The organism is Draconibacterium halophilum, from assembly GCF_010448835.1.
GTDB classification, from domain to species: Bacteria; Bacteroidota; Bacteroidia; order Bacteroidales; family Prolixibacteraceae; genus Draconibacterium; species Draconibacterium halophilum.
Map to the genome: position 1 here is coordinate 4,140,616 of NZ_CP048409.1, position 26,690 is coordinate 4,167,305.

The 26,690-nt window shown below is 41.9% G+C and carries 22 protein-coding genes; 11 read left to right on the top strand and 11 right to left on the bottom strand.

The window, feature by feature from the left end; all coding sequences use genetic code 11:
* Nucleotides 1-182 precede the first annotated feature (182 nt).
* Nucleotides 183-1,121, top strand: a complete 939-nt coding sequence (locus G0Q07_RS16860) for a glucosaminidase domain-containing protein (protein ID WP_246222927.1) — start codon at nt 183-185, stop codon at nt 1,119-1,121.
* A 142-nt stretch (nt 1,122-1,263) separates the two neighbouring features.
* Here G0Q07_RS16860 and G0Q07_RS16865 read toward each other — a convergent pair whose 3' ends face one another.
* Together G0Q07_RS16865 and G0Q07_RS16870 are read right to left on the bottom strand one after the other, a co-directional pair.
* Complete coding sequence (locus G0Q07_RS16865; RefSeq protein WP_163348254.1) at nt 1,264-1,635, bottom strand: hypothetical protein; 372 nt, start codon at nt 1,633-1,635, stop codon at nt 1,264-1,266.
* The gene (locus tag G0Q07_RS16870) at nt 1,628-2,209 is read right to left on the bottom strand and encodes an RNA polymerase sigma factor (RefSeq protein WP_203532589.1); all 582 of its coding nucleotides are present in this window, start codon (nt 2,207-2,209) and stop codon (nt 1,628-1,630) included. The genes G0Q07_RS16865 and G0Q07_RS16870 overlap by 8 nt, the downstream gene beginning before the upstream one ends.
* Nucleotides 2,210-2,618: 409 nt before the next feature.
* Between G0Q07_RS16870 and tyrS the strand changes: the two genes are divergently transcribed.
* The 3 genes from tyrS to G0Q07_RS16885 all read left to right on the top strand — a co-directional run bounded on the left by tyrS (nt 2,619) and on the right by G0Q07_RS16885 (nt 6,396).
* A complete protein-coding gene (gene tyrS / locus G0Q07_RS16875; protein WP_163348255.1) occupies nt 2,619-3,911 on the top strand; it encodes a tyrosine--tRNA ligase in 1,293 nt (430 codons plus the stop codon).
* Between the two features lie 69 nt (nt 3,912-3,980).
* Nucleotides 3,981-4,928: a GumC domain-containing protein gene (locus G0Q07_RS16880; protein WP_163348256.1), complete on the top strand. Its 948-nt coding sequence runs from the start codon at nt 3,981-3,983 to the stop codon at nt 4,926-4,928.
* A 1-nt stretch (nt 4,929) separates the two neighbouring features.
* On the top strand, nt 4,930-6,396 hold the full coding sequence (locus tag G0Q07_RS16885) for an O-antigen ligase family protein (protein WP_163348257.1): 1,467 nt from the start codon (nt 4,930-4,932) through the stop codon (nt 6,394-6,396).
* 3 nt (nt 6,397-6,399) lie between these two features.
* Here the strand turns inward: G0Q07_RS16885 and G0Q07_RS16890 are convergent, their stop codons facing one another.
* Nucleotides 6,400-6,795 carry a hypothetical protein gene (locus tag G0Q07_RS16890; RefSeq protein ID WP_163348258.1) on the bottom strand — a complete coding sequence of 132 codons (396 nt, stop codon included), beginning with the start codon at nt 6,793-6,795 and terminating at the stop codon, nt 6,400-6,402.
* 67 nt (nt 6,796-6,862) lie between these two features.
* Between G0Q07_RS16890 and G0Q07_RS16895 the strand changes: the two genes are divergently transcribed.
* Both G0Q07_RS16895 and fmt read left to right on the top strand, forming a co-directional pair.
* The gene (locus G0Q07_RS16895) at nt 6,863-7,063 is read left to right on the top strand and encodes a DUF5522 domain-containing protein (protein WP_163348259.1); all 201 of its coding nucleotides are present in this window, start codon (nt 6,863-6,865) and stop codon (nt 7,061-7,063) included.
* 2 nt (nt 7,064-7,065) lie between these two features.
* A complete protein-coding gene (fmt, locus tag G0Q07_RS16900; protein WP_163348260.1) occupies nt 7,066-8,040 on the top strand; it encodes a methionyl-tRNA formyltransferase in 975 nt (324 codons plus the stop codon).
* Between the two features lie 51 nt (nt 8,041-8,091).
* Here fmt and G0Q07_RS16905 read toward each other — a convergent pair whose 3' ends face one another.
* The 3 genes from G0Q07_RS16905 to G0Q07_RS16915 all read right to left on the bottom strand — a co-directional run bounded on the left by G0Q07_RS16905 (nt 8,092) and on the right by G0Q07_RS16915 (nt 10,133).
* Nucleotides 8,092-8,454, bottom strand: a complete 363-nt coding sequence (locus G0Q07_RS16905) for a DUF6249 domain-containing protein (protein ID WP_163348261.1) — start codon at nt 8,452-8,454, stop codon at nt 8,092-8,094.
* Nucleotides 8,455-8,533: 79 nt separating this feature from the next.
* Complete coding sequence (locus tag G0Q07_RS16910; protein WP_163348262.1) at nt 8,534-9,619, bottom strand: DUF3667 domain-containing protein; 1,086 nt, start codon at nt 9,617-9,619, stop codon at nt 8,534-8,536.
* Nucleotides 9,609-10,133: a CvpA family protein gene (locus tag G0Q07_RS16915; protein WP_163348263.1), complete on the bottom strand. Its 525-nt coding sequence runs from the start codon at nt 10,131-10,133 to the stop codon at nt 9,609-9,611. Before G0Q07_RS16915 ends, G0Q07_RS16910 begins: the two co-directional genes overlap by 11 nt.
* A 371-nt stretch (nt 10,134-10,504) precedes the next feature.
* On the opposite strand from G0Q07_RS16915, the gene G0Q07_RS16920 reads away from it, so the two are divergent.
* Both G0Q07_RS16920 and G0Q07_RS16925 read left to right on the top strand, forming a co-directional pair.
* On the top strand, nt 10,505-12,025 hold the full coding sequence (locus G0Q07_RS16920) for a GH3 auxin-responsive promoter family protein (protein WP_163348264.1): 1,521 nt from the start codon (nt 10,505-10,507) through the stop codon (nt 12,023-12,025).
* Nucleotides 12,026-12,062: 37 nt separating this feature from the next.
* Nucleotides 12,063-12,677 (top strand): deoxynucleoside kinase, encoded by a 615-nt coding sequence (locus G0Q07_RS16925; RefSeq protein WP_163348265.1) that lies wholly within the window; start codon nt 12,063-12,065, stop codon nt 12,675-12,677.
* Nucleotides 12,678-12,952: 275 nt separating this feature from the next.
* Here the strand turns inward: G0Q07_RS16925 and G0Q07_RS16930 are convergent, their stop codons facing one another.
* Complete coding sequence (locus G0Q07_RS16930; protein ID WP_246222928.1) at nt 12,953-13,948, bottom strand: adenosine kinase; 996 nt, start codon at nt 13,946-13,948, stop codon at nt 12,953-12,955.
* A 242-nt stretch (nt 13,949-14,190) separates the two neighbouring features.
* Here G0Q07_RS16930 and G0Q07_RS16935 point away from each other — a divergent pair, with 242 nt between their 5' ends.
* The 3 genes from G0Q07_RS16935 (at nt 14,191) to G0Q07_RS16945 (ending at nt 19,240) form a co-directional block, all read left to right on the top strand.
* A complete protein-coding gene (locus tag G0Q07_RS16935; RefSeq protein WP_163348266.1) occupies nt 14,191-16,473 on the top strand; it encodes a glycoside hydrolase family 3 C-terminal domain-containing protein in 2,283 nt (760 codons plus the stop codon).
* A 299-nt stretch (nt 16,474-16,772) separates the two neighbouring features.
* Complete coding sequence (locus G0Q07_RS16940; protein WP_163348267.1) at nt 16,773-18,074, top strand: MFS transporter; 1,302 nt, start codon at nt 16,773-16,775, stop codon at nt 18,072-18,074.
* 68 nt (nt 18,075-18,142) lie between these two features.
* The gene (locus tag G0Q07_RS16945; protein WP_163348268.1) at nt 18,143-19,240 is read left to right on the top strand and encodes a glycoside hydrolase family 53 protein; all 1,098 of its coding nucleotides are present in this window, start codon (nt 18,143-18,145) and stop codon (nt 19,238-19,240) included.
* A gap of 229 nt (nt 19,241-19,469) precedes the next feature.
* On the opposite strand, the gene G0Q07_RS16950 is transcribed toward G0Q07_RS16945, so the two are convergent.
* The 4 genes from G0Q07_RS16950 to G0Q07_RS16965 form a co-directional block, all read right to left on the bottom strand.
* Entirely contained in the window at nt 19,470-21,134 is a 1,665-nt protein-coding gene (locus tag G0Q07_RS16950; protein ID WP_163348269.1) for a nucleoside kinase, read from the bottom strand.
* Between the two features lie 116 nt (nt 21,135-21,250).
* Nucleotides 21,251-24,124, bottom strand: coding sequence for an excinuclease ABC subunit UvrA (gene uvrA, locus G0Q07_RS16955; RefSeq protein WP_163348270.1), 2,874 nt, complete (start codon nt 24,122-24,124; stop codon nt 21,251-21,253).
* A gap of 81 nt (nt 24,125-24,205) precedes the next feature.
* Complete coding sequence (locus G0Q07_RS16960) at nt 24,206-25,120, bottom strand: lytic transglycosylase domain-containing protein (RefSeq protein ID WP_203532590.1); 915 nt, start codon at nt 25,118-25,120, stop codon at nt 24,206-24,208.
* Nucleotides 25,121-25,399: 279 nt separating this feature from the next.
* Entirely contained in the window at nt 25,400-26,683 is a 1,284-nt protein-coding gene (locus G0Q07_RS16965; protein ID WP_163348271.1) for an LVIVD repeat-containing protein, read from the bottom strand.
* Nucleotides 26,684-26,690: the final 7 nt, after the last annotated feature.

Consider the following 26,690-nt stretch of genomic DNA (forward strand, 5'->3'; position numbering starts at 1 on the left):
GAACGCGCTCCGAAATCCGCAACGAGAACTTGCAAATGACCGTTACCTCACCAATTTCTTTTCACAAAAATCCAATAAACCCAGCTTACTCACGTTTCATTGTTTATAAAATACCTCGCATTCTATCGTTAAATGTTATTAGGTATTTTATTTTTGGCATCAGCAAACGTTGTAACAGAAGCATGAGACACATAATTTCCTTTATCCTTTTTATTTTACTGGCAACAAACGCCTTTTCGCAAAAAATTTCCCGCGATGATTACATCAGGCAATGGCAACTTTTAGCTATTGAAGAAATGAACCGCAGCGGAATACCTGCCAGTATTACAATCGCACAGGGTTGTTTAGAGTCGGGAAACGGTAACAGCGAGCTGTCGCGCAAATCGAATAACCACTTTGGTATTAAATGCAAAAAAAGCTGGAAAGGCAAAAAAGTGTATTACGACGACGACCGTCGGAACGAATGTTTCAGAAGTTACCGATCGGTGGAAGATTCGTACATCGACCACACCAATTTTCTGATGGAAAACCCACGTTATGCCTTACTTTTTATGCTTGACCCCACCGATTACAAAAGCTGGGCAAAAGGCTTGAAAAAAGCAGGTTATGCAACGGCTCACGATTACGACAAACGGCTGATACGAATAATTGAAGAGAATAAATTGCACCGCCTCGATAAGAAAATGACTTTTAACCCTATGGGTGGCCAAACGGCTCACAATGTTCTCAATAACGACCATTCGGATGCACTTACCATTACGCCGTTTAAAACCCACCAGGTTACAAAAATAAACCGTGTAAAAGCTGTAGTTGCAAAAAAAGGCGACACCTACGAAATGCTGGCGCAGGAACTTGGATTAAAAGACTGGGAGCTGTATAAATTTAACGACCAGCAACCGGGACACCGCCCAATTTCCAACGAGGTAGTTTATATTCAGCATAAAAATAGAAGAACAAAGAAAGACCAACTTACACACCGCGCGCAAGAAGGAGAAACCATGCACTACATTTCGCAACTGTATGGGATAAAACTAAAACCACTTTACCGCCGCAACAACATGAAGCGAGGCCGGCAACCAAACCCGGGACAGGTAATTTACCTGCGGAAGAAGAAGAAATGAGATGATGAGACTTTAAGACTTTGAGATGGTGGGATGGTGAGACTTTGAGATGGTGAGATAAAACAGATTGAGGTAGATTGAGGTGCTGTTAAATTGTAAAACTGTTAAATTGTAAAATTGCTGATTTTCTAAACTCTGAACTCTAAACTCCAATCCCCTTCAATTCAGCACGGTACATAAAATACCTGAGTAATACGCGGTCGGCAAACAAAACAAATACCAGCAAAAGATTACCCCCCACCACCAGCAAAGCATTGGCAGTAAGAAATGCCAGCAAGCCGGAAACAGTAACATCGTACCAAACAAAGGCCAACACAGCTCCAACAACCATAATGCCCAGTATAACGGCAAGGTAAATCAGAAATTCCCTGAGGTATTGTTGCCAGGCAAATCGTTTCTCTACCTTTTCAACAAGTGTGTCGGTAAAATTGTCGGGCAGGCTATACTCCGGCGCTTTTGTAAAGGCCTCTTTCAGTAATTTGTCTGTGTCAAAATTCCGATCTTCGTTATACATAGTCAACAAATATATTAGTTTGTTCCAAACGGGCAACTTTTTCAATCTTGCCTTTTAATAATTTTCGTGCCCGGCTCAGGTAACTTTTAATCGTACCTTCGGGCATACCTGTAATCTCTTCTATCTCTTTGTACGAGAACTCCTCGAGGTGAAACAGCGTGATCACCGTTCGATAATTCACCGGTAACGATTCAATCAATTGCAAGAGATATTTTTTCGCTTCCTCCTTTTCAATACTTTTCTGGTTCAGGCCGGTATCTTTTTCTGCAATAAGCAGATTTGGCTCCTCGTTATACGACAGTTCGCCTCGTCGTTTCAGTTTGCGGTAATGCGTTATTGCCGTGTTGTAAGCAATAGTGGCAATCCATGTCGACAGTTTCGAATCACCCCGAAACCGCTTCAACTTTTTAAACACCTTAATAAACACCTCCTGGCAAATGTCTTCAAGCTCATCTTCCTGTTGAATAATGCGTCCAACTACATGCGCCACAAGTCGTTGGTATTTCGACACCAAAAACCTGAATGCATGGTTGTTTCCGTTTAAAACCTGTTGAACCAGTTGCGCATCATTCATAATTATTTCATCAGACTAAACAAGGTAGGCAAATGTTACAATTATTTTTGAAAAGAAGGAAGAGAAAGTTGGAAGATCAAAGGAAGAAGTAAGAAGTCGCAGAATATGGTGGTTTGCAAATCGTTAATTTCCCTTGCAAGTATTCATTTTGAATGGAAAGCCGCCGAATAACACTCAGCATTTTACATATACTCAAACCAAAGAGCTTTTCGGCTTTTCATTTGTTCTTTTTTCCTTTTTCTGCACCAAAGTTTTAAACCGTAGCTACGGCTATGCTTGAAAATTTTGACTTGAAAAAGAAAAAAATAACTTCGCTAAAATTCCCGAAAAGCTATACGCATTGAGTATATTTGCGCAGATTTTTTATAAACGATTGAATCGGTCACGATCATAAATAAATTTTACACAGATGAGTTTTGTACAAGAGCTGAAATGGAGAGGCATGTTGCACGATATTATGCCTGGAACTGAAGAACAACTGGAAAAAGAATTAACCGCGGCTTATGTGGGTATCGATCCAACTGCCAACTCGTTACACATTGGGCACCTGGTAGGCGTTATGATGTTGAAACATCTTCAGATTGCAGGTCATCAACCGATTGCTTTGGTTGGTGGTGCTACCGGAATGATCGGCGACCCTTCGGGAAAATCGCAGGAGCGTAATTTGTTGGACGAACCAACACTGCGCCACAACCAGGAATGTTTAAAAGCTCAGTTGGCAAAATTCCTCGATTTTGAAAGCAAAGCAGACAATGTTGCGCTATTGGTAAACAACTACGACTGGATGAAGGAATTCTCTTTTCTTGATTTCATTCGCGATGTGGGTAAACGTATTAGCGTAAACTACATGATGGCCAAAGATTCGGTAAAAAAACGTTTGGGCGAAGAATCAAAATCAGGGATGTCGTTTACCGAGTTTACCTACCAGCTGGTGCAGGGCTACGATTTTTACCACTTATACAAAAACAACAACTGTCGCTTGCAAATGGGAGGATCAGATCAGTGGGGAAATATTACCACCGGAACCGAGTTGATCCGCCGTATGGACGGTGGCGAAGCGTTTGCATTAACTTGCCCGCTAATTACCAAAGCCGACGGGACTAAATTCGGAAAAACAGAGTCGGGCAATGTTTGGCTCGATCCGGAACGTACATCGCCTTACGCCTTTTTCCAGTTCTGGCTAAATACTTCGGATGAAGATGCCGAGCGATACATCAAAATATTCACTTTGTTGTCGAAAGACGAGATCGGGGCATTGGTTGCCCAACACCAGGAAGCGCCACATGCCCGCGCCTTGCAGAAAAAACTGGCCGAAGAAGTAACAACCATGGTGCACTCGCGCGAAGATTATGAGATGGCAGTTGAAGCATCGCAAATATTATTTGGCAAAGGTACTGCCGACCAGTTACGCAAGCTCAACGAAAGTACTTTCCTGGCCGTTTTTGAAGGCGTACCACAGTTTAACATCTCAAAAGAAGAGTTGGCAACGGGTATTAACGTAATCGATTTGCTGGCCGAAAAAACAGCAGTATTCCCATCGAAAGGAGAATTGCGACGCACCATAAAAGGAAACGGATTGAGCATTAACAAAGAGAAGATCAACAATCCTGATTTGGATGTAAACAACGACTTTTTAATTGGTGGCAAATACATTCTGGCACAAAAAGGGAAGAAAAATTACTTCTTGATTATTGCTGAATAATAGGACTGTTAAATACTAAAAACTCTTCGGATGCGTTGAAATTACACGATCGAATTGAAACCACATCTTATGGATAATTTTTTTGACAACCAGCGTATTCTGAAACTGATTTGGAATCGCAAATTTCATTTTGTAATTGTTGGTGTAATTGCGGTAGCTTTGTCGGCTATATTTTCGGGCCCGGCATTTATTACTCCTAAGTTTAAATCAGCGGCACGCCTCTACCCTGTCAATCTCTGGACATTGAGCGATGAGTCGGAAACGGAACAGATGCTGGAGATTCTGAATTCAAACGATATCAAGTTTCGGATGTTCGAGACTTTCGACCTCGCTCAGGTTTATAAAATAAACAAAGAAGATCCGCAATATCTAACGTATCTGCTTGCTGAATACAACACCAATGTTAGCACCAGCAAAACGGAATACGAAACTGCTGAGATAAAAGTAATGGATGAAAATCCGCAACGTGCGTCGGATATGTGCGACTCAATTATCTCATTTTTCGACCAAAAAGTGCGGGAACTGCACAGAACCAAGAATAAAGAAATGGTTGACATCACCAGTAAACAACTCAACCAGAAAAATAATGAGCTTGAAGTTTTTGAGCATCAACTGGATAGTATCCGCGAAAAATATGGTATTATAAGTTTTGACCAGGTAGATGAAATTACCCGTGGCTATATGAATGCACTGGCTACCGGACGTGGATCGGCGAGCGATACAAAGAAAATTGAAAAGCTATACGACAACTTCTCAAAAGAAGGTTCGCGCGCTTACCGACTTGAAAATAAATACAACCAAACACTGCACACCATCGATTCGCTAACAATTGTATACGACACGTACTTATCTGAATACGAAAAAGAAATCACCTACAGCCACGTAGTGGAATATCCTTTCCCTGCCGATAAAAAAGCTTACCCCGTTCGCTGGCTAATTGTGGCTTTTACTACACTATCGACTGTATTTTTTGCCTTGCTTGTATTTTTGATTCTCGACTACGGAAAAAAAGACTAAAGTGCCACAAAAAGCGGTTATACGAATAGCACTTTTCTATCTCATTTCCATTGGTTTTATTCTACTTAACCTTTGGTTTGTGGTTGAAAAACATATGCTGTATGCCAATGTGCTTCCACTGGTGTTTGTGATCGTTTTACTGGCCGTATATTCATTTGATAAAGTTGTTTACCTCATCGCTTTTCTGGCTCCGCTATCCATTCCACTGCGTGAGTATTTGCCCGGAATCGGTTTCGATATGTACATCCCTACCGAGCCGCTGCTTTTTGGATTGCTTCTGCTTTTTATCCTAAAAATTATTCAAACACGGCAATTCGACCGGAAAATATTACTACATCCAGTGTCGCTGGCTGTTTATCTAAATTTGTTTTGGATTTTAATAACAAGTGTAACCAGCACTATGCCACTGGTTTCGTTTAAGTTTTTGCTCATGCGCATTTGGTTTGTGGTTGGTCTTTACCTACTCACCGCCAAAATCTTTAAAGACGGCAAAAACATGGAAAAATACGTTTGGCTGTATGTTATTCCATTAATGCTGGTCATTTTTTATTCTACTTATCGTCATCTGGGTTACGGTTTATGGGACAAGCAGGCTGCACACTTTGTGGTTTCACCATTTTACCGCGATCACACTTCGTACGGAGCTGCAACGGCCCTTTATATCCCTTTTTTGGTGATGTTTATTTTTAGTAAAAAGTATTCAAAAAATATCAGGTTGTTAGCTGCCGCTGCACTTACCATTGTTACGCTGGGATTTTTGTTATCCTACAGTCGTGCCGCCTGGTTGAGTATTATTATTGCATTTGGCGTTTGGACCATCATAAAATTACGTATCCGCTTTAAGCCACTTTTTATCACTTTGGTTTCGGTAATTGTTTTGTTCCTCACCTTCCAATCGCAAATTTTAATGAAACTGGAGCAAAACTCCGAAGAGTCGTCGGCTAATTTTATGACGCACATTTCGTCAATGTCGAATATCAGTTCCGATGCATCGAACCTGGAGCGCATTAACCGCTGGAGTTCTGCGCTGCGTATGTTTGCCGACAAGCCGGTGGTTGGATACGGGCCGGGAACCTATATGTTTAAATATGCCCGCTATCAGTTAAGTAAAGACCGCACAATTATAAGTACCAACTCGGCCGATGGCGGAAATGCACACAGCGAATACCTCGGTCCCATGGCCGAGTCGGGCGTGCTTGGCTTAGCAACTTATTTGCTGATAATTATTCTGGTGATTTATACAGCCGTTAACACCTATACCCGATTAACAGATTACCGGCTACGATCGATTATTCTGGCTGCACTAATCGGGCTTGTAACTTATTACATTCATGGATTTTTGAATAATTTCCTTGATACAGATAAAATTTCAGTACCGTTTTGGGGATTCACGGCAATGATTGTTGCTATTGATATTATTTCGAAGCAGCAGGGAAAAGATGTAGAAATAAAACAGTCTTCACAATAAATCTTAATTCAAATAAGCGCTCAATTCTGCAATTTTCATTTGGCGGTCCATTGAAAAGGAAATGCTTTCGCGTTCCACCTTTTGCAAAATGAAATATGATTTTCGAAAAAAGTCCAAACGTTTATCATCTGAGTCGGCCAGCTCGCCCTGTTCTTTTAGCACAAAAGCCACCATTTCCAATTGTTCGTTTACCAGGTTTTTATCTTTCTCCAATAAATCGATCAAAGCTTCAACCGAAAGTTTCTCCACATCTTCATCAATTTTCAGGTACTCGTAAAAAAACCGGATTTGCTTTTCAGCCTCTTCATCCTCTCCTTTTCTGCGGTGACGCAAAATCTTTTGGATGACTTCAAACAACATCATCAGCTGGCGCATTAAATAATCTTTCTCAACTCCCATGGTAAAAACTGTGATTCGTGTTCTGAAAGATAAGTCAATTTGCCTACTTTTGAAAAAAAACTTGAGAATGGGATATTTCGATGACCTTTTTCCTGACCGATACGAGGATGAATTAAAGGAGGGGAAAGATTATTACATGGAAAATGGCTACCGGGTAATGACTGAATCTTACCTGACAAACCGCGGCTACTGTTGTGCCAACGGATGCCGCCACTGCCCTTACTGGCCAAAGGCACAAAAAGGAAATACCAAGCTCAGAAAAAAATAGTTATGCAAGGAAAAGACCTGAGAATAGTTTTTATGGGAACGCCCGATTTTGCAGTAGCCAGTTTACAGGCCCTGGTTGAAGGCGGGTACAATGTAGTTGGCGTAATTACAGCCCCCGACAAACCGGCAGGACGCGGAAAAAAGCTTCATCAATCGGCAGTAAAGAAATATGCCACCGAGCAAGAATTGACTGTTTTGCAACCCGAGAAGTTGAAGAATCCGGAGTTCCTGGGCAACCTAAAAGCTTTAGACGCCGATCTTCAAGTGATTGTAGCTTTTAGGATGTTGCCTGAGGTGGTTTGGGATATGCCCCGTCTTGGGACTTTTAACCTGCACGGATCGTTGCTGCCCAACTACCGTGGTGCCGCCCCGTTAAATTGGGCAATTATTAATGGCGAAACAAAAACCGGTGTAACTACTTTTTTACTCGATCATGAGATTGATACGGGCAAAATTCTTTTCCGTAAAGAAATTGACATTTGGGAAAACGACACCGTTGGTTCCGTTCACGATACGCTGATGGATATTGGTGCCAAACTGGTTGTTAAAACCGTTGATGCGCTGGCCGCCGGAAATTACGATGCTATTTCGCAGGAAGAGATTGTTGAAGAGGGAGAAGCGATTAAACATGCACCGAAGATTTTCAAGGAAGATTGCAAAATCGACTGGTCGGCAGATGTGGAGACGGTTCGTAATCTTATTCGGGGCCTTTCGCCTTACCCGGCAGCGTGGAGTACACTTCGCCATAAAGAGTCGGGGAAAGAAATTGCCACTAAAATTTTTATGGCCATGCGTGTTGAGGACAACAAACACACGGCTCCGGGAACCTTGGAAAGCGATGGGAAAAACTTTATAAAAGTAGCCTGCACCAACGGCTGGCTGCAAATTACCGATCTGCAGATTGCCGGTAAAAAAAGAATGAAAGTTCAGGACTTCCTTCGGGGATTTCAGCAGATTGGGGAGTATACTTTCCTTTAAACAAAATAGTGTTAACCTCACTTGGAGTGAGACTATCACTATTTTGTATTGCTATTTCTTCACGGCTTTCCCGTTCATAATAAAGAAATAGATTAAAAATCCGAGCGATATACACACCAATAATATTCCCATGGGAAGTACGGCATCGTATCCTTTCACCATTTCGCGGTTAAACAAACCCATTACTTCGATGATGATAAACCCTATACCGGTCATTAAAGCTACCAATCCCCATTTCAATGATGGGTAACGATTCGATTCATCATTTTCGCTTTTTGGCTCTTCCAAAATTCCTACTCTATCGAACTGCTCAGCTTTAATCAACTTTCGTTTTAAAAGATGAGTTGAAACAAGTTTGATAATGTGATAACTTGCAAAAAATACTACAATTGTTACTAAAACTTCTGGCATCATAATTATTCATTTTTTAGTTATTTTCTGTCCGTTTGACTGCGGGAGTGAAAGAAATGTTGCAACTTTTTTAAACTAATTTTCAGAGCATATTAATAGCATCCAGAGAAGCAAGTAGTATTACTGTGATAAAAACAATGTTATAAATAAACGTGAGCGCGAAAAACTTTAGCACCACTTTACCCAGCGACTGTCCGTAAAATTTTTTGATGGCTATTATAATGTAAACCGGAATAGATAATATTAGCATACCGCTAATTGTTCCGGTATTGTCCTCAAATAAAAGCTGCAAACCGATCAGGAAGGTTATCACTAAAAAAATAAAGGAATGGATATGAAAGGAGAATACCAGGTGACGCATGTAATTGTGCTTTCGCCGAATGTATATCAGCTTTAAGATCATTGCAAATAATGGCAGCAACAGGAAAAATGCATACGAAATATATTTGAGTATTTTGGCCATGGTTGCTTCGGGAGAGCGCAACAACCGAATATTTTCCTGTAATTCGGCACGTTTTTCCGGATCGGTTTCATCTTCCAACTCCTCCTGCATTTTATCGGCTTGTTTATTCAGTGCCAGCCTTATGTTACGCGCACCTCCCCAACTTCCCAAATCTATCTCATTTGCTGCTTTGCCAATACCAACACTATCTAATCGAATATTTGCCTTATCTAACACATCGTCCAATGCCTGCTTATCCTGTGGAGAAAGCTCTTTGTTTACCTCGTTAAAGACAGAATCCGCTGCGACGACTGAACTCGAATCGAGACTAACTTTTGAGTCTTTCAAATCTGAATCTAAAATTGTTGACAGTCCACGATTGGTAACGATTTGTAACAAAAAGAAGAGAATAAAACTGACGAAAACAAAAATGCGAAATGGTGGAGTGTAACGTACTCTGCGTCCGGCAAAATATTCTTTGGTAAGAAATCCGGGGCGGGCAATCAAAGCAAAAAGGGTTTTAAAAAAGCGTGTGTCGAAAGCAAAAAAATCGCCCATGAAATTGTAAAAAATAAAACCAAAGGGTTTATCGTATTCTCTGACTGCCTGACCACAATTAGGGCAATAATGCCCCGAAAATGTTGTTCCGCAATTTAAACAATCAATATTAATGAGCCCGGCAGAATTTTCTTTCGACTTAAAACGCTCTTTCAATTTATACCACATGCTCATAGTCCGGATTATCTTTCAAATCAATTTCCCATCCTTCTATAAACGGGAAAATTGATGGAGCCAACGATCGAATGGGTTCATACATTCTTGAATTTTGTTTGGCTTCGCGCGAAAGGATACGCACATCATCGTCGATCTTATCAAAAACAACCAAAATAATACTTAAAATCAGTGCCGACTTTAACACTCCAAAAATTAACCCGGCCAGTTTATTGGCGAAACCCAGCAAAACAGTTTCGGCTAATTTGCTCACCGTGCTGCCAACTATGTGTACCAATATAACAATGATCACGAAGGTTATTACAAACGAAATGATGTTCATGTGTTCCGAGTGCATATTAAAGTTCTCGATCAGAAAATCGGTGGTAATGTGCGAAAACTTAATAGCTCCCCAAATCCCAAGAATTAGTGCAGCAATTGATGCTACCTCAGCAATTAGCCCTTTACTAAAACCATTTATTGCTGCCAGTAACAACAAAATGCCTAAAACAATATCGATGTAATTCATCTGTTTATAGTTGTTAATTATTTAAGCAAACAGTTGTAACTCCCATATTTTTAATCACTTGCAAATACTTTGAAAATATTCTCATGGTCGTTTCATACTATTAAAACTGTTAATTTTCAAAGGTAAAGTATATAACTTAATTTCTTTGGGTGTTAGGTTTACCCGAAACAATTTGCAGTGGTAAATATAAAAATTCGCAATCAGTATAAAAACCGATCAATCGGCCGACGAACAAATTTTATAGTTAAACGCCGCTAATTCAATAATTATTTTCTATTTCGTACAATAATTGGACGTTACAAGATGAATTTTGATTGTATTTTTGATACAATTATTCATAAATTTGGGAAACATAAAAATAAACGAAACGCATGCCTCTACTAAATTCAGTTATTAAGTGGGTAAATATAAAACGCAACTACCAAATCCAATATTACCGCGAATATCCACATGAAATTCAAAACGAAACTTTATTCAGCCTCCTCAAAAGAGCAAAAGATACTGAATGGGGCAAAGCGCATAATTTTGAAAATATTACATCGCACGAAGCGTTTAAAAAGGCCATCCCTTTGCAAACCTACGACGATGTAAAACCCTATATCGACCGGTTGCGCCAGGGAGAAAAAAACGTGCTTTGGCCGGGTGAAGTAAAATGGTTTGCCAAATCGAGTGGTACCACCAGCGATAAAAGCAAGTTTATTCCGGTTACAGAGGAGGCATTGGAAGATTGTCATTTGCGCGGTCCTAAAGATGTTTTTGCTCAGTACATTACCGCACATCCCGATTCGAAGGTTTTAAGAGGGAAAATACTGACTTTGGGAGGTAGCCACCAGGTAAGTAGTTTTAATGACACTTCCTTTCATGGCGATTTGTCGGCAATAATGATCGAGAACGAACCGTTTTGGTCGGACCTGTTTAGAACACCAACGGCAGAGATTGCCCTGATTGAAGAATTTGAAGAAAAAGTAGAAAAGATAATCGATACCACCCTCGACCAGAATGTTACAGCTTTTGCAGGCGTTCCGTCGTGGTACCTGGTACTTTTTAAACGTATACTGGAAAAAACCGGCAAATCGAACCTCTTGGAAGTGTGGCCTAACCTTGAGGTATTTGCCCATGGCGGCGTAAATTTTGAGCCGTATCGCGAGCAATACCGAAAAATTATCCCTTCGGCACAAATGCACTATGTTGATACATATAATGCTTCGGAAGGATTTTTTGCAATACAAGACAGCGAACACCAGGACGATATGTTGCTGATGCTCGACTACGGTATTTACTACGAATTTATTCCCATGTCGGAATTTGGCATTAAAAATCCCACTGTAATCAATCTTGAAGATGTTGAGCTGGATGAAAATTATGCCCTGGTAATTTCTACCAATGCCGGTTTGTGGCGTTATGTAATTGGCGATACCATAAAATTTACCTGCAAATACCCGTTTAAAATTAAAGTAACCGGACGTACCAAACATTTTATTAATGCCTTTGGCGAGGAGCTTATTATCGACAATGCTGAACAAGCCCTAAAAATTGCCTGCCAGCACACCGGAGCAATTGTGAACGAATACACAGCAGGGCCGGTATTTATTGACGACGACCAAAAGGGAGCGCACCAGTGGATTATTGAATTTGCAAAAGCGCCAAAAGACATCGATCATTTTAATCAGATACTGGACAATTCGTTAAAGACACTGAACTCGGACTACGAAGCCAAACGCCATAAAAATATGACACTTGAAATGCTGCATCTTACGGTTGCCCCAAAAGGCACTTTCTACAACTGGATGAAACAACGCGGCAAGGTTGGCGGGCAAAACAAAATTCCGCGCCTGGCCAATAACCGAAAATATCTGGATGAACTTATGAACATTCTGGGGGCCGACAGGTAATTTTTTTATACTTTAGAACTTCAAAAAATAATTGAATATGCACATTGCAATAGCGGGAAATATTGGTGCCGGAAAAACAACATTGAGCGAACTTTTGGCGAAACACTATAAATGGACCCCCCATTACGAAGACGTAGACGAAAATCCTTATTTGAATGATTTTTATAACGACATGCAGCGCTGGTCGTTTAACCTGCAGATTTATTTCCTGAACTCGCGTTTTAAGCAGATTATTGATATCCGCAAGTCGGGAAAAACAATTATACAAGACCGTACAATTTACGAGGATGCCGAGATTTTTGCTCCCAACCTGCATGCCATGGGACTGATGGGCACCCGCGACTTCAATAATTACAAATCGTTGTTCGACCTGATGGCTAGTCTTATTCAACCACCCGATTTGCTGATTTATTTACGCGCATCGATTCCTACGCTGGTTAACCAAATTCAGAAACGGGGCCGCGAGTATGAAAACTCCATCCGACTGGATTATTTAAAACAGCTGAACGAACGTTACGAGACTTGGGTTAATGGGTATAAAATGGGAAAAATACTGGTGATAAATGTTGATGACCTTGATATTACGACCAAACCTGAAGACCTGAGTTATATAATCGATAAAATTGATGCGCAGATACACGGGTTATTCTAAAATAAAAGCTTAGAAAGAAAATAAAAACTGTCATTTCGAAGGAAGAATGATTGAGAAATCTGTTACAGATTTCTCGCTTCGCCCGGAATGACAGTTTTTTTATGCTTTAACTCTACCCCTCACCCTTCGGGAGCTCCCCTTAAAAAGGGAGCAAGTACTTAATGGTTTTATACTTTACATCAATGTCGCTTGCATAGCCTTACAACTGTTTCCCCTCGCGAGGGAAATGGCTACAGCCAAAGGGGTCGGGAAAAGAATTTCTTTAAAACACTTAATTAGCCAACAATCTTTTCAATTTCAGCTAGTAATTCCGGCCACTGTTCATCGGGCAGGTTTGGCCCCATCACTTCCACTACTTTTCCTGAAACGAGTGCGGCAATCATTCCACATTTCTCCAGGTCGTAGCCTTTTGTAAGCCCATAGAAAAATCCGGCGGCATAAGCATCGCCGGCACCTGTGGTATCCAGTGCTTTGGCAGGAATAACACCAACACGAGCCACGGTATCGCCTTGTTTTATCATCGAGCCATCTTTACCCACTTTTACAACCGCAATTTTATTGCCTTTAGCGATTTCGTGTAAGGCCGCTTCCGGATCCAGTCCGGTGTATGATTTGGCTTCCTCTTCGTTGGCAAAAACAATGTCGACATAATCCCTGATCAGGTCTTTCAGAAAATCGAGATTGGCGTCTACCACATTAAAGCTCGACAGATCGACAGCGATTTTTACACCGGCTTTTTTTGCAGCCACCGCACAAGCTTTTATCAGGTCGTGATTAAAAACCAAATACCCTTCGATGTAAACATATTGGTAGCCCTGAAACAATTCCTCCGTAACTTCCCCTGGAAGCATTTCGGCAGCGGCACCCAGGTAAGTTGCCATGGTACGCTCGGAGTCGGGACTTACCAGACCCATTACTCTTCCGGTAGCATTTTCACTCTGGAATAAGTGTGTTTTTACACCTCGTTTTTCGAAGTCGTTGCGAAAAAGATCGCCCAATTCATCGCGGCCAATTTTTCCCATATAACCGGCATTGCCGCCAAGGTTAGCCAAAGCGCGAATAGAATTGGCAACCGATCCTCCGGTAGCCAGCTCGCTGTTTTCAGAATAAGTGGCATCGAATATTATTTTCGACTGATTGGCGTCAACCAGTGTCATACTGCCGCGTGGCAAGCCAAAATTTTCGAGTAGCGTATCGCTTTCCAAAACCGAGATCACATCAACCAAAGCATTGCCCATGCCCAGTACTGCAGGAATATTTTGTTTTGTCATTCTTTTACTATTTTAAGCGCCGCAAATATCAGCATTTTTATCGAGCTGCGAAAACAAACCATCCACCTGGAAAATTCAATATATTCACTTAAATAATATGGCACCGAACAATTATTTCAGTTCATTCATTTCTTTTTGTTACTTTTACAATATGAAATGTTAAAATTGACGGTTGCAAATGAAAAACACACTATTTTGTGTCCTTTACAGAAGCTAATATATACTATAAATCGAAATAAATTATGAACTTCAAGATCACGATTGTCATGCTTCTTGCAGTATTGCTTGGGGCATGTACACAAAAATCTCCACAAACAAAATCTTTTACCTCATCGTTACTTCAGTACGATGAACAAATTGACGGTATCATTTCGCAAATGACACTGGATGAAAAAGTAAACATGATGCACGGAAAATTCATGTTTGTATCGGCCGGCGTTGAGCGCCTGGGTATTGCCGACATAGTTTATGCTGATGGGCCGTTTGGTATTCGTGAGGAAATGGAACCCAAAAGCTGGGCTCCGCTTGGCTGGGAAAACGACAAAGCCACTTTCTTCCCTACCGGGTCGGCACTGGCAGCTACCTGGAGTCCGGAGCTGGCTTATGCCTACGGAACAGGAATGGCCAAAGAAGCCCGCTTGCGGGGTAAAGATGTAATTCTGGGGCCAGCCATTAATATTCAGCGAATTCCTACAGGTGGACGTACTTACGAGTACATGAGCGAGGATCCATTCCTGAGCTCGCAACTGGCAGTACAATACACAAAAGGAGCGCAAGACAATGGCGTTGCAGCCTGTTTAAAACACTATGCTTTGAACAACCAGGAGAACAACCGGGGAACCGTTAACGTGATTATTGGCGAGCGTGCCATGCGCGAGATTTACCTGCCACCTTTTAAAGCAGCTGTGCGGGAAGCAGATGCGTACAGTGTAATGTCGGCTTACAACAAAGTAAACGGTTGGTGGTGTGCCGAGAACGATGTGCTGCTGAACCAGATTCTTCGCGACGAATGGGGCTTCGGCGGTTTTGTGGTGTCAGACTGGAATGGAACACACTCTACCGTGGAATCGGTAAAACACGGACTGAACGTTGAAATGCCCGACAGCAAATATTTGGGCGAAGCTTTGCTCGACTCGGTAAAAGCCGGTGCGGTTTCGGAAGAAGTAATCGACCAGCGTGTACGCGAAATTTTGCGTGTTCGTTTGGCAATTGATCCAATTCCGGCAGAAGAAGCTAACCAGGTGGTTACGTCGCAACCCGAAAGTCAGCAAATTGCTTATGAGATGGCTTGTAAATCGGTAGTTCTGCTGAAAAACGAAGGCATCCTTCCACTCGACTTAAGCAAAAAACCATTAATTGCTGTAATTGGCGAAAATGCTGTTCGCGAAATGGGAAGCGGCGGTATTGGTGCAGGCGTAAAAACGCTGTACGAGGTTACTCCGCTTGAAGGTCTGAAAAACAAAATTGGCGACAAAGCCGAAATTCAATATGCCCAGGGTTATGTTCCGGTGGAACTGGATTACGCGCGTATTTTCGGGGCCAAATCGCAGGAGGATATTGACCGCGAGGATAAAGAGAAAGCAATTCTGAACAAAAAATTAAATAAAGAGGCAGTTGCACTGGCCGCCAAAGCCGATATTGTGCTTTTTATTGGTGGCGACAACCGTGCTGTGGAAACCGAAGCCAACGACCGCGAAAACATCTTCCTGCCATCGGGACAGGATGATTTGGTGAATCAAATAAGTGCAGTAAACAAGAATATAGTTACCGTCCTGGTAAGCGGTGCGCCCAACGACCTGAACACCGTAAAACCGGTATCGAAAGCCTTGTTGCAATCGTGGTTTAACGGTACCGAAGGTGGAAATGCACTGGCTGACATTTTGATTGGTAATATTTCGCCAAGCGGACGTTTGCCATTTACACTGCCCATTAAACTCGAAGATTCGCCGGCTTACGCGCTGGGCAACTACCCGCAAGGGACCAAAAAAGGTGATATTTTTGTTGACCTTGTTGACGAGAAAGAATCGGAAGCACACGCAGCCGACGGCAACCGGGAGAACGACCCGAACACAGCTTACTATTCAGAAGAATCGCTGGTGGGCTACCGCTGGTTCGATACTAAAAACAAACCGGTAATGTATCCGTTTGGTTACGGTTTATCGTACACCGATTTTAGCTATGCCGATTTGAATACGACACAGGAAAGTTATGGTGCTGACGAAACCATCTCGCTGTCGTTTAACCTGAGTAACACAGGCGGTATGGCTGCCGAAGAAGTGGTTCAGGTGTATGTACACCGCATTAATCCATCGGTTGAATGGCCGTTTAAAGAACTGAAAGCTTTTACCCGCGTAGAACTCGATCCGGGCAAAAGCAAAAGTGTAACACTGAGAATTCCGGTTGAAGACCTGCAATACTGGAACGAAGAAAACCAAGCATGGGACAACGACCTTTGCGATATTGATTTGCTGGTTGGTGCCTCATCTGGTGATATCCGTTTAAAGAAACAGATTTCGCTTAAATAAAACGGTTGACAGACAGAAGTTCGAAGATGAATGTCATGTGTGGCTGAGAGCTAATATCAGTGTCATACTTCGACAACGCTCAGTATAACTGTAAATAAAAAATAGTTATATCCTGAGGCAGAGCTGCAACCAACACTCTGCAGTTCCGCTAAAATAAAATAGTTCTCATAAATAGTTTTAAGCCCGGCTTTTGCCGGGTTTTTTTTGGATAATACCGTACCCCTGCAAACCATAATTCCATTTTGCTGTTATACGAGTGATAAATCCCACCAAAAAAAGTTGACCAAAGTAAACCAAGTATGTTTGAAAGACTTTACCGCTACTTGAATAAAGAAGACCAGCAACGTGTTTGTACCGACATTACTGAAGAGGCTTGCAAACATGCTCCCCGTAATTTCTTTTTACAAATATTCAGCAATGTATTTACCCAATTTGGTGGTACGCTAAGCAACCCAAAAACGGTTTTAACCTGGCTCATGAGCTATGTGAGCGCACCAGTTTACCTTATCAGTTTAATTGTGCCGCTGCGCGAATCAGGATCGATGGTGCCCCAGGTATTTTTTGCACAGCTTATTCGTAAACATTCTATCCGAAAGTGGATTTGGGTAACTGGCGCTTTGCTACAGTTTTTAGCCATAGCGTCTATTGGTTTAATTGCCTTAAATTTTAAAAGCGTAACTGCCGGATGGTTGATTGTGGCAGCGGTTGTATTGTTTAGTTTATCAAGAAGTATGAGTTCGCTGACCTCAAAAGACATAATGGGAAAAACCATCCCCAAAACACGGCGAGGACGATTAAAAGGTTATTCTGTCTCTGTTTCGGGAGTGTTGGTGCTGGCAGCAGGTCTTTTTATGTTATATCAGTCGCAAAACAATGCAACTATAAGCTTTTATACCACTATCATCTTTTTTGCCGCTTCAACCTGGCTTGTGGCTGCAGTTATTTATTCAAGAATAAAAGAATTTCCGAGTAAAATTAAAAAGGAAGAGGATGATAAATACGGCATATTGTCGAGTTTTGCTCTATTAAAAACGGATAAGCATTTCCGGGACTTTATCTTGGCCCGTACCTTGTTGCTATGTACCGCGCTGTCGGCACCTTTTTACGTTATTCTGGCACAAGAGCATGTTGGCAAAGAAGCCTACTTACTCGGACTATTTATTATTGCCAAAGGAGTTGCATCTATCCTTAGTTCGCCAATTTGGGGCAGATATGCCGATAAGTCGAGCAAGAACATTATGGCTGCGGCGGTACTTATCGCTTCTTTTCTGGGTATTTTCATCTTTTTTACCATAACTTATTTCGATTCTTTACGAAGTGCAAAATGGCTTTATCCTGTTGTCTTATTCATATTAGGAATTGCACACCAAGGGGTTCGTTTGGGCCGTAAAACGTATGTTATTGATATGGCCACCGAAAACGAACGCACCAGCTATGTATCAGTTAGCAATACTGTAATCGGCATCATTCTTTTAATGGTGGGCGGGTTAAGTGCTCTGGTTTCGCTGTTGTCGGTTGAAGGAGTAATATTGCTGCTCTCGCTGCTTGGTTTAGTGGGTGCTTACAAAAGCTACAAACTTCCTAATGTTGAGAAAATATAACCGGATTTGAAGTTCTATTTTAACCTCTTAAAAGTATCTTTGACATACCGAAATAAGAATTAGAATAGATGAAAAGTATACGACTAGTTTTGCTACTATTGCCGGCATTATTATTTTTTGCCGCCTGCTCCGACAATAATAATGAACCTGCTGATCCCACTCTCCTGCCGGAAACAAAAGAACTGATAGCTGCTATGGACCTGTCGCAGTTACCTGAAATAGAATTAACGAATCCCACATTTTACAACCATAATAACAATACAAAAGACTTTCTCGACATTATAAAAGCGAACGGAGTGAACACCGTTCGCCTGCGTTTATGGGTAGATCCTGGTAACGAACACTCGGCTTTCAACGAAGTAAAAACTTTTGCCAAGCAATTAAAATCAAAAGGTTTCGACATCTGGCTAACGGTTCATTATTCCGACACCTGGGCTGATCCGGGACAGCAAACCAAACCGGCGCGCTGGAGCAACATTTCTTACGCAGCGTTAAAGGACAGTGTTTATGACTACACCCAAAAAATTGTGACTGGAATTTCGCCCGATTATATTCAGCTCGGAAATGAAATTAACAGCGGATTCTTGCACCCCGACGGAAACATTTCGGATCAGACTTTCCAGTTTCTGGAGCTGATGGAACAGGGAATTCAAGCCGTTCGCGATATCTCATCTACCACTAAAATTATGATTCATTTTGCCGGAATAGACAACGCCGACTGGTTTTTTAATGTGGTTCGTAACCTCGATTACGACATGATTGGATTATCGTATTACCCCATTTGGCATGGCAAAAATTTAACAAGCCTGAAAACGACCATGACCAACCTGAGCGAAACGTTTAACAAAGAAATCGTTCTGGCAGAAACCGCCTATCCTTTCACACTCGAGTGGAACGACTGGACCAATAATATTGTGGGACAGGAAGATCAACTTATTCTTCCTGATTATCCTGCAACAAAAACAGGTCAGCAACAATTTATGGAACGTATTAAACAAATTACGTTTGATGAAGTGGACAAAGGCCGTGGTTTTTGTTACTGGGGTGCCGAACTGATCGCCTGGAAAGGGCCGGAAGCCACTGATGCATCGCCATGGGAAAACCAGGCCGTTTTTGATTTTAACAACAAAGCCCTGCCGGTACTTACTGTATTTGGTGCTGAATAAGCTGACATGGTAATCTTTACCCCTTTGGCTGTAGCCATTTCCCCTCGTGAGGGGAAACATTTATGTAACTAAGCAAGAGACCTTGATGTAAAGTTGAAAGATTATTTAATGCGCGCTTCCCTTTTGAGGGGAGCTCCCGACAGGGTGAGGGGTAAATAGAAAATAAAAATCAGTCATTAGCGTAGCGAATTAATCTTTTATTTTTACCAGCCACTAATAATTCCAACTATTAATACACAAAACTACTTCCACCTAAAAACTCGCGCAGTAAAGATGTTGGAGGGATCTCCAAATCATTAATGGGTTTAAAGTACGACAGGAATTCCAGTAAACGTGTGGATTCAATATATTCCGGCTGGTTTTCAAGAACAGATTTAAGTATCGGATCGGCATATTTTTTCAGCACTGCCAGCTCATAAATAGTTGCCGAATTAAACATCACATCGGCATTTTCCTGATACGGGAAGATATTTTTCTCTTCGCCTTTTCGCACTGACGGCCATCGCTTAATTGTTTCTGACGCACGGTAGCCACGGTATCTGCTGTCGCGAATCATACGGCGCAGCAATCGGTTATCAGCAGTAGAAATATGCGTGTGCTCATCCACCGAAATCTGAGTAAGCGCCGAGATAAAAATCTTAAAAGTATTTTCCTCATGCACATCTGTCAACAAACCGGGGTTCATTCCATGGATTCCTTCAACGATCAGAATATCATCCTTTTCAAGCTTAAGCGTTTTTCCATTTTGCATGCGTTTGCCGCTATGAAAATTAAACTTAGGCAAACGAACTTCTTTGCCTTGAAAAAGCTCGAGCAGCTGGTGGTTAAAAAATTCAATATCGATGGCTTCCAGCGCTTCAAAATCATATTCGCCAAGTTCATCTGTTGGTGTATGTTCGCGATCCACAAAGTAATCGTCGAGCGACACCTGGTAAGGATGCAGTCCGTTTACAGCGAGCTGAATACTAAGTCGTTTACTAAAAGTTGTTTTTCCCGATGCCGAAGGTCCGGCAACCAATACTACTTTGGTGCCGTTTCCGCGTGCCGATATCTGGTTGGCAATTTCTGCAATTTTTTTCTCGTGCAAAGCCTCCGATATTTTTATGATATCGCCGCTTCTGTTCTGAAGTGCAAAGTTATTAAGGCTTGAAATAGTTGAGACATTCAAAATTCCGGCCCAGTCTTTCTGTTCCTGAAAGATCTCATATAGTTTGTCGTGGTATTCAACTTTTCGCAATTTATCAAAATGCTTGCGTCGCGGTATCTGCAATAATATCCCGTCAAAATACGGTATCACACCAAAATTCGAAATGTAACCGGTTGAAGGCAAAAGGTTACCATAAAAATAATCTCCCAAATCATTTAAAAAATAAAGGAAAGAATACAAATGTCCCTGCTGCTCAAACAACTCTGCTTTGTCTTCCAGCCCTTGTTTTGCAAGTAAATCAACAGCATGCGAGGTGATCAAACCCTTTTTTACAAACGGAACATCAGCCTCAATAATGGCCTTCATTTCCTGTTTTATGGCAAAAATATCCGACTCTGACACTTCGTGTTCCAGTCCCTGCAATTCGCAATAGTAGCCATTGCTAATACCATTTTGCACTTTGAATGCCACATGTGGAAAAATCTCTTTAACGGCGGCATATAGCACAAATATTAAACTTCTGATGTACATCCTCACACCATCGGGGTGCGAAAAATCAATAAACTCGATGTGCTTGGGTTTTACCACACAAAACGAAAGCTCTTTAACCTGGTGATTGACAATAGCACCACAAACGGTATTCTGAAGTTTAATGGTTAAATCTTTACTGATTTCGAGCAACGAAGTGCCCATTGGGTATGTATGTGAAGTAAGTGTATTTTGGCAATAAATTTCAACGTCTCGCATAGCTTTTTTTGTCTGTTTCTATTGGTAAATGTATACAAATGCCTTGAGCAATTACAGTTGATAACAAAGTTTTTTGGGCGCACCAATCACTCATCAATTTCAGCGAAGAACATATTCTACAACCCCAGCTCCCGCTTCAAATATGTGGCTGTGTACGATTTTTTGTTTTTGCAGATTTCTTCCGGCGTTCCGGCACACAAGATTTTCCCTCCGTGTTTCCCACCTTCCGGACCAATATCGATAATATGATCGGCAACTTTTATAACATCCATGTTATGCTCGATAACGATTACGGTATTTCCTTTCTCCACCAGTTTATTCAGCACTTCAAGCAATACTCGTACATCCTCGAAATGCAAACCCGTTGTTGGTTCGTCCAAAATATAAATGGTTTTGCCGGTGTCGCGTTTGGCCAGCTCTGCAGCCAGTTTTACCCGTTGCGATTCGCCTCCCGAAAGTGTGGTTGACGACTGCCCCAAAGTAATGTAGCCTAAACCAACATCCTGCAAAGTCTTCAGTTTATTGATAATCGACGGAATATGCTCGAAAAACTCCACGCCCTGGTTGATCGTCATGTTCAGCACATCGCTGATGGATTTCCCTTTGTAGCGCACTTCTAATGTTTCGCGGTTGTAGCGTTTGCCATTACATTTATCGCAATGCACATACACATCGGGTAAAAAGTTCATTTCTATGAGCTTCAGGCCTCCGCCCTGACAATCTTCACATCGACCGCCTTTTACGTTAAACGAAAAACGTCCTGGTTTATAACCACGGATTTTTGCCTCAGGCAACTGGGCAAACAAACTTCTGATATCGCCAAAAACATTGGTGTAAGTAACAGGGTTTGAGCGCGGTGTGCGGCCAATCGGCGACTGGTCTACACGAATAACTTTATCAATCAAGTCCAGGCCTTCAACTTTTTTATATGGCAGTGGGTCTTTTAACGATTTATAAAAATGCTGACTCAAAATAGGCTGCATTGTATCGTTTATCAATGTGGATTTTCCGGAACCGGAAACACCCGTTACGCAAATAAATTTACCCAACGGAATTTCAAGCGTTACATTATTCAGGTTATTTCCCGAACACCCTGTAATTTTAAAAATATCAGAATTCCCGTTTCTGCGCACAGCCGGCACTTCAATTTGTTTTCTGTCGTTAAGGTAATCGGCAGTTAACGATCTGGACTTTAGCACCTCTTTTGGTGTTCCGGCAGCTACTACCTCGCCACCATGACGACCGGCGTGTGGCCCCATATCAATCAAGTGATCGGCGTGCAACATCGTATCGCGGTCGTGTTCCACTACAATTACCGAGTTACCCGAATCGCGCAATTGTTCCAGAGACTGAATCAATTTTAGATTATCGCGATGGTGCAATCCAATACTTGGCTCATCCAAAATGTAGAGCACATTTACCAGCTGCGATCCAATTTGCGTAGCTAAACGAATACGCTGAGATTCGCCACCCGAAAGGCTTTGCGCCGTGCGGTCGAGTGCCAGGTAATTTAATCCCACGCCCAGCATAAAACCAAGGCGGTCGCGGATTTCTTTGATCACTTCGGCACCAATTTTCAGCTGACGTTCCGTAATACGACTTTCCAAGCCATTCAGCCATTCGCCTAATTCATCGAGATCCAGTTTTGCCAGCTCTGAAATATTTTTTCCATCGATTTTAAAATGCAGCGATTCCTTTTTCAAGCGCATTCCTTTACAATCCGGGCACTCAATGGTTTTAACAAACTGGTTAGCCCACTTCTGTGCTGTTTTCGAAGTACTTTCTTCGCGCTGGTTATCGATGTATTTGATTACCCCATCGTAACTCATCATGTAATTCATGCTGTTACCCAGTGGAGTATTTTTTAACTGAATACGGTCGTTTGTGCCAAACAGCACCTCGTTTAATCCATCTTCAGGAATATCTTTTACCGGCGTTTTTAGAGTGAAACCGTGTTTTTCGCCCAATGCCTCAATCTGCCAGAAAATTAGCGTGTTTTTGTAAGGCCCAAGTGGAGCAATTCCGCCTTTATGAATACTTTTATTCTTCTCGGGCATAATCTTATCCATATCAATCTCGGTAACGCGCCCCAACCCGTTACATTTTGGACAGGCACCCTGTGGCGAGTTAAAAGAAAAGTTATGCGGTGCCGGTTCGTTGTAGGAAATTCCGGTAGTAGGGCACATCAATAAACGACTGTAGTACTTGGCATCGTTAGTATCGTGATCGAGAATCATCAGAATTCCGTGCCCGTGTTTCATGGCCGTTTGTACACTGTCTTTCAATCGTTTTGTGCTGGCTTCATCAACCACCAGTTTATCGACAAGAATTTCAATAAAGTGATTTTTATACCGATCGACCTTGTGGTTGTGCATCAGTTCGGTCAGCTCACCGTCGATTCGTGCCGTGAGAAATCCTTTTCGGCGAATCTGCTCGAATAGCTCGCGGTAATGTCCTTTACGGCCTTTTACTACAGGCGCAAGAATATTTATTCGTTTCCCCGCAAAATCATTCTTAATCAGGTTGATGATTTTTTCTTCGGTGTATTTCACCATTTTTTCGCCGGTGTTGTATGAAAACGCCTCGCCGGCGCGGGCATACAACAAACGCAAAAAGTCGTAAATCTCAGTTACCGTACCAACTGTTGAGCGCGGATTTCGGGTGGTAACTTTTTGTTCGATGGAAATTACCGGGCTCAGACCCGTTATTTTATCTACATCAGGGCGTTCCATATTACCCAAAAACGAACGAGCATAGGCCGAAAACGTTTCAATGTAACGCCGCTGTCCTTCGGCATAAATGGTATCGAATGCCAGGGATGATTTTCCACTTCCACTCAAGCCGGTTATTACCGTTAACTTGTTGCGCGGAATATCAACATCAATATTTCGGAGATTGTGCACGCGGGCTCCCTGAACGCTGATCTTCTCCTCAGATTCAAGCTCAGCAAGTTGCACTTCGGTATTTGTTTCTACTTTCTTTTTTGTCATTTTTAGCAATTTCGCGACGCTAACCGTTCCAGCATCACAATCAATACAAGTTTGGGGTGATGTAACTTCCTTGATCTTTGTTTACAACTCCGGAATTTCTACCCAATATCTTTTTCTTCCGGAATACGTGAGTTCATTCTCTCTCAGCCAGGGGTTAAAATCTTTAAACACTTTATAACTCAGTCCTTGCTTTTTTGCATAATCGGCAAAGTTGCCTACCGAACCTTTAATTTCAACCTTTTTTGTTGGAATGATCGGGTATTTCTCCTCTTCCGGAATGTAAAAATTATATTTCTCCGGATTTTCTAGAATTAATTTCAACGCCACAATACGGTAAACGTAACGGGCTGTTTCTGTTGTAATGAGCAAATCGTAATAATCATCTTCTTTTTGTCGCACAACCTGACGATTAACACCTGTCATTCCGCGATTGTATGCAGCAGCAACCATTGTCCAGTTACCAAATTTTTTGTAAGCTCTTTTTATATACTCGCAAGCCACATGCGTTGCTTTTTCAATGTGGTAACGCTCGTCAACCTCACTGTTTATTTCCAGTCCGTAATCGGTTGCTGTTCCTTCCATCAGTTGCCAAAAACCAGCAGCGCGCGCCGGCGAAATAGCTCGCGGATTTAATCCGCTTTCGGCTACGGCGAGGTATTTAAAATCGTCGGGGATACCGTGTGCTTTCAGAATAGGCTCAATGATTGGAAAATAACGCGGCACCAATTTTATATAACGAATGGTTTGCGAGTGAAAATAGGCATTGGAAAGCAGTTCGCGATCGAGTGCTTCTTTCACATAAAACCGGTCGAGCGGCATTCTTTCTCCGGCAAAACTAACTTGGGACGGCAGCTCAACAGGTTCGAACTTCACGTCCTTTTGCACTACTACTTCTGTATTCCCCGATTGCGCCGATACCAGAATAACCACTACCACTGCAATGTTCATCGCCACCAAAAAAGGTGCTAAATATTTCCTCCAAATTTTCTTCTTCATTCGTCTACTCTTCCTTTAATTTTTCAAACAGCAAAAATACAATTTTGCCTTGATTCCCAATTGAATAATACCGATTAGTATTTAAAATTACTCATTAAATTTACTTTGTTCCTTATCGTATTTCAAATAACTATTGGCAATTTAACAACAATATCCGCGGTTTGAATTTTTGTTTAAAAAGGTATAACAACAAAAAAGCCCGACAGTTTGCCGAGCTTGCATGTTTCTAATAGTGATACCCTCACTCCGAGTGAGGGCATCACTTTCCTCTATTAATTTTTAATCTTCACGATAAACAGGAATGTGACTTACCTGGGTGATATTTTGCAAATCAGAATAATCGTACTGATAAAAACCATCATCGCCAATCATAAACAGGTAGCCACCAAGCGGAATTACATCGTAAGTGTTGATGCTGGCAAAGTGTGAAATCATATGGTCGTCAATAGCTGTTTTATCTTCGGCATCGTAAACTTTAAGCCCCGCATCTCCATCGCATACAAAAAGTACATCGCCATCTATTCCCAGCCCATACGGCTCCTGCATTGGGTACGATGCTATCAGGTCATTGTCGACATAATCGCCGGCCAGCTCAATCACATCAAGACGGTTTACATCACTACCACAGGTGTTTCCGCCCCGCAATGTTACATAGGCATAACCATCGGCAATAACCACGGGATCGCAACTTGTAACGTGCCAGAAATCGCTGACATAAACCGGGTAAGTCGGCACTTCTATGTTGAAGATGCGCATGCCCGATTGTGTTCCCAGAAACATATGATTGTCGTAAATAAACATCGTTTCAACATTCCAGCCCACATTTTGCTGACCAATCTCAGACGGGCTTTCCGGTGCTTTTACATCAAAAACATGAAGGTTGGCCTCATCAACAGCGTATAAATAATCGTCGTATAAACCAAAACGTGCCATTGAACCTCCAACGCCAAATGTACTGGTTTGTCCTCCCCCGTTACTCAAACCGAAAGAACCATCCATCATGGCATTCTCTGTAAAACCCCATCTGTAAATCGGATAATAATGGTATTCCATTTCTTGGCGCACCTTTTTAATTTCCCATCCGGTAACCACTCCTTTTTCTTCATCCACTTCGCCAAAACGATAATCTTCATCGGCAGGGGGCAAAGTGTAAGGCAAAACGTCCTCAACACGTTCAACTTCTATCGGGTTATTTATATCGCTAATATCGATGGCAACCAGGTCGATATAACTATCGGCATAAAGAATATTCTCTTTTATAGCAATGTCAACATTTCCGGGTATTTCGATAAACCCCATATTTTGCGGATCGGCCGGATTTTGATTGTCGATAATGTGCACTCCTTCAAACTCCTCAACAATAAAAAGATAGCCGTCTTTAAAATAGATTTTACCCGGATTTACCAAGTCGCGCGATCCTGCAGATTTAACACCTTCACGCAGATCTTCATACGACAGGTAAACAGGAGAATTGGCTGTAAACTCTTCGGTGTATTCATCCATACACGCCGTAAAGGCAAGTGCAAGAAACAGTAGTAGAAATATATTTTTGATTGTCTTCATTTCCTAA

Coding starts and splice junctions, on each gene's coding strand:
- tyrS (WP_163348255.1), top strand. CDS start 2,619: ATGAGTTTTGTACAAGAGCTGAAATGGAGAGGCATGTTGCACGATATT.
- G0Q07_RS16935 (WP_163348266.1), top strand. CDS start 14,191: ATGAACTTCAAGATCACGATTGTCATGCTTCTTGCAGTATTGCTTGGG.
- G0Q07_RS16860 (WP_246222927.1), top strand. CDS start 183: ATGAGACACATAATTTCCTTTATCCTTTTTATTTTACTGGCAACAAAC.
- G0Q07_RS16915 (WP_163348263.1), bottom strand. CDS start 10,133: ATGAATTACATCGATATTGTTTTAGGCATTTTGTTGTTACTGGCAGCA.
- G0Q07_RS16950 (WP_163348269.1), bottom strand. CDS start 21,134: ATGCGAGACGTTGAAATTTATTGCCAAAATACACTTACTTCACATACA.
- G0Q07_RS16930 (WP_246222928.1), bottom strand. CDS start 13,948: ATGACAAAACAAAATATTCCTGCAGTACTGGGCATGGGCAATGCTTTG.
- G0Q07_RS16965 (WP_163348271.1), bottom strand. CDS start 26,683: ATGAAGACAATCAAAAATATATTTCTACTACTGTTTCTTGCACTTGCC.
- G0Q07_RS16870 (WP_203532589.1), bottom strand. CDS start 2,209: ATGAATGATGCGCAACTGGTTCAACAGGTTTTAAACGGAAACAACCAT.
- G0Q07_RS16920 (WP_163348264.1), top strand. CDS start 10,505: ATGCCTCTACTAAATTCAGTTATTAAGTGGGTAAATATAAAACGCAAC.
- G0Q07_RS16880 (WP_163348256.1), top strand. CDS start 3,981: ATGGATAATTTTTTTGACAACCAGCGTATTCTGAAACTGATTTGGAAT.
- uvrA (WP_163348270.1), bottom strand. CDS start 24,124: ATGACAAAAAAGAAAGTAGAAACAAATACCGAAGTGCAACTTGCTGAG.
- G0Q07_RS16895 (WP_163348259.1), top strand. CDS start 6,863: ATGGGATATTTCGATGACCTTTTTCCTGACCGATACGAGGATGAATTA.
- G0Q07_RS16865 (WP_163348254.1), bottom strand. CDS start 1,635: ATGTATAACGAAGATCGGAATTTTGACACAGACAAATTACTGAAAGAG.
- fmt (WP_163348260.1), top strand. CDS start 7,066: ATGCAAGGAAAAGACCTGAGAATAGTTTTTATGGGAACGCCCGATTTT.
- G0Q07_RS16925 (WP_163348265.1), top strand. CDS start 12,063: ATGCACATTGCAATAGCGGGAAATATTGGTGCCGGAAAAACAACATTG.
- G0Q07_RS16960 (WP_203532590.1), bottom strand. CDS start 25,120: ATGAAGAAGAAAATTTGGAGGAAATATTTAGCACCTTTTTTGGTGGCG.
- G0Q07_RS16890 (WP_163348258.1), bottom strand. CDS start 6,795: ATGGGAGTTGAGAAAGATTATTTAATGCGCCAGCTGATGATGTTGTTT.
- G0Q07_RS16905 (WP_163348261.1), bottom strand. CDS start 8,454: ATGATGCCAGAAGTTTTAGTAACAATTGTAGTATTTTTTGCAAGTTAT.
- G0Q07_RS16945 (WP_163348268.1), top strand. CDS start 18,143: ATGAAAAGTATACGACTAGTTTTGCTACTATTGCCGGCATTATTATTT.
- G0Q07_RS16910 (WP_163348262.1), bottom strand. CDS start 9,619: ATGTGGTATAAATTGAAAGAGCGTTTTAAGTCGAAAGAAAATTCTGCC.
- G0Q07_RS16940 (WP_163348267.1), top strand. CDS start 16,773: ATGTTTGAAAGACTTTACCGCTACTTGAATAAAGAAGACCAGCAACGT.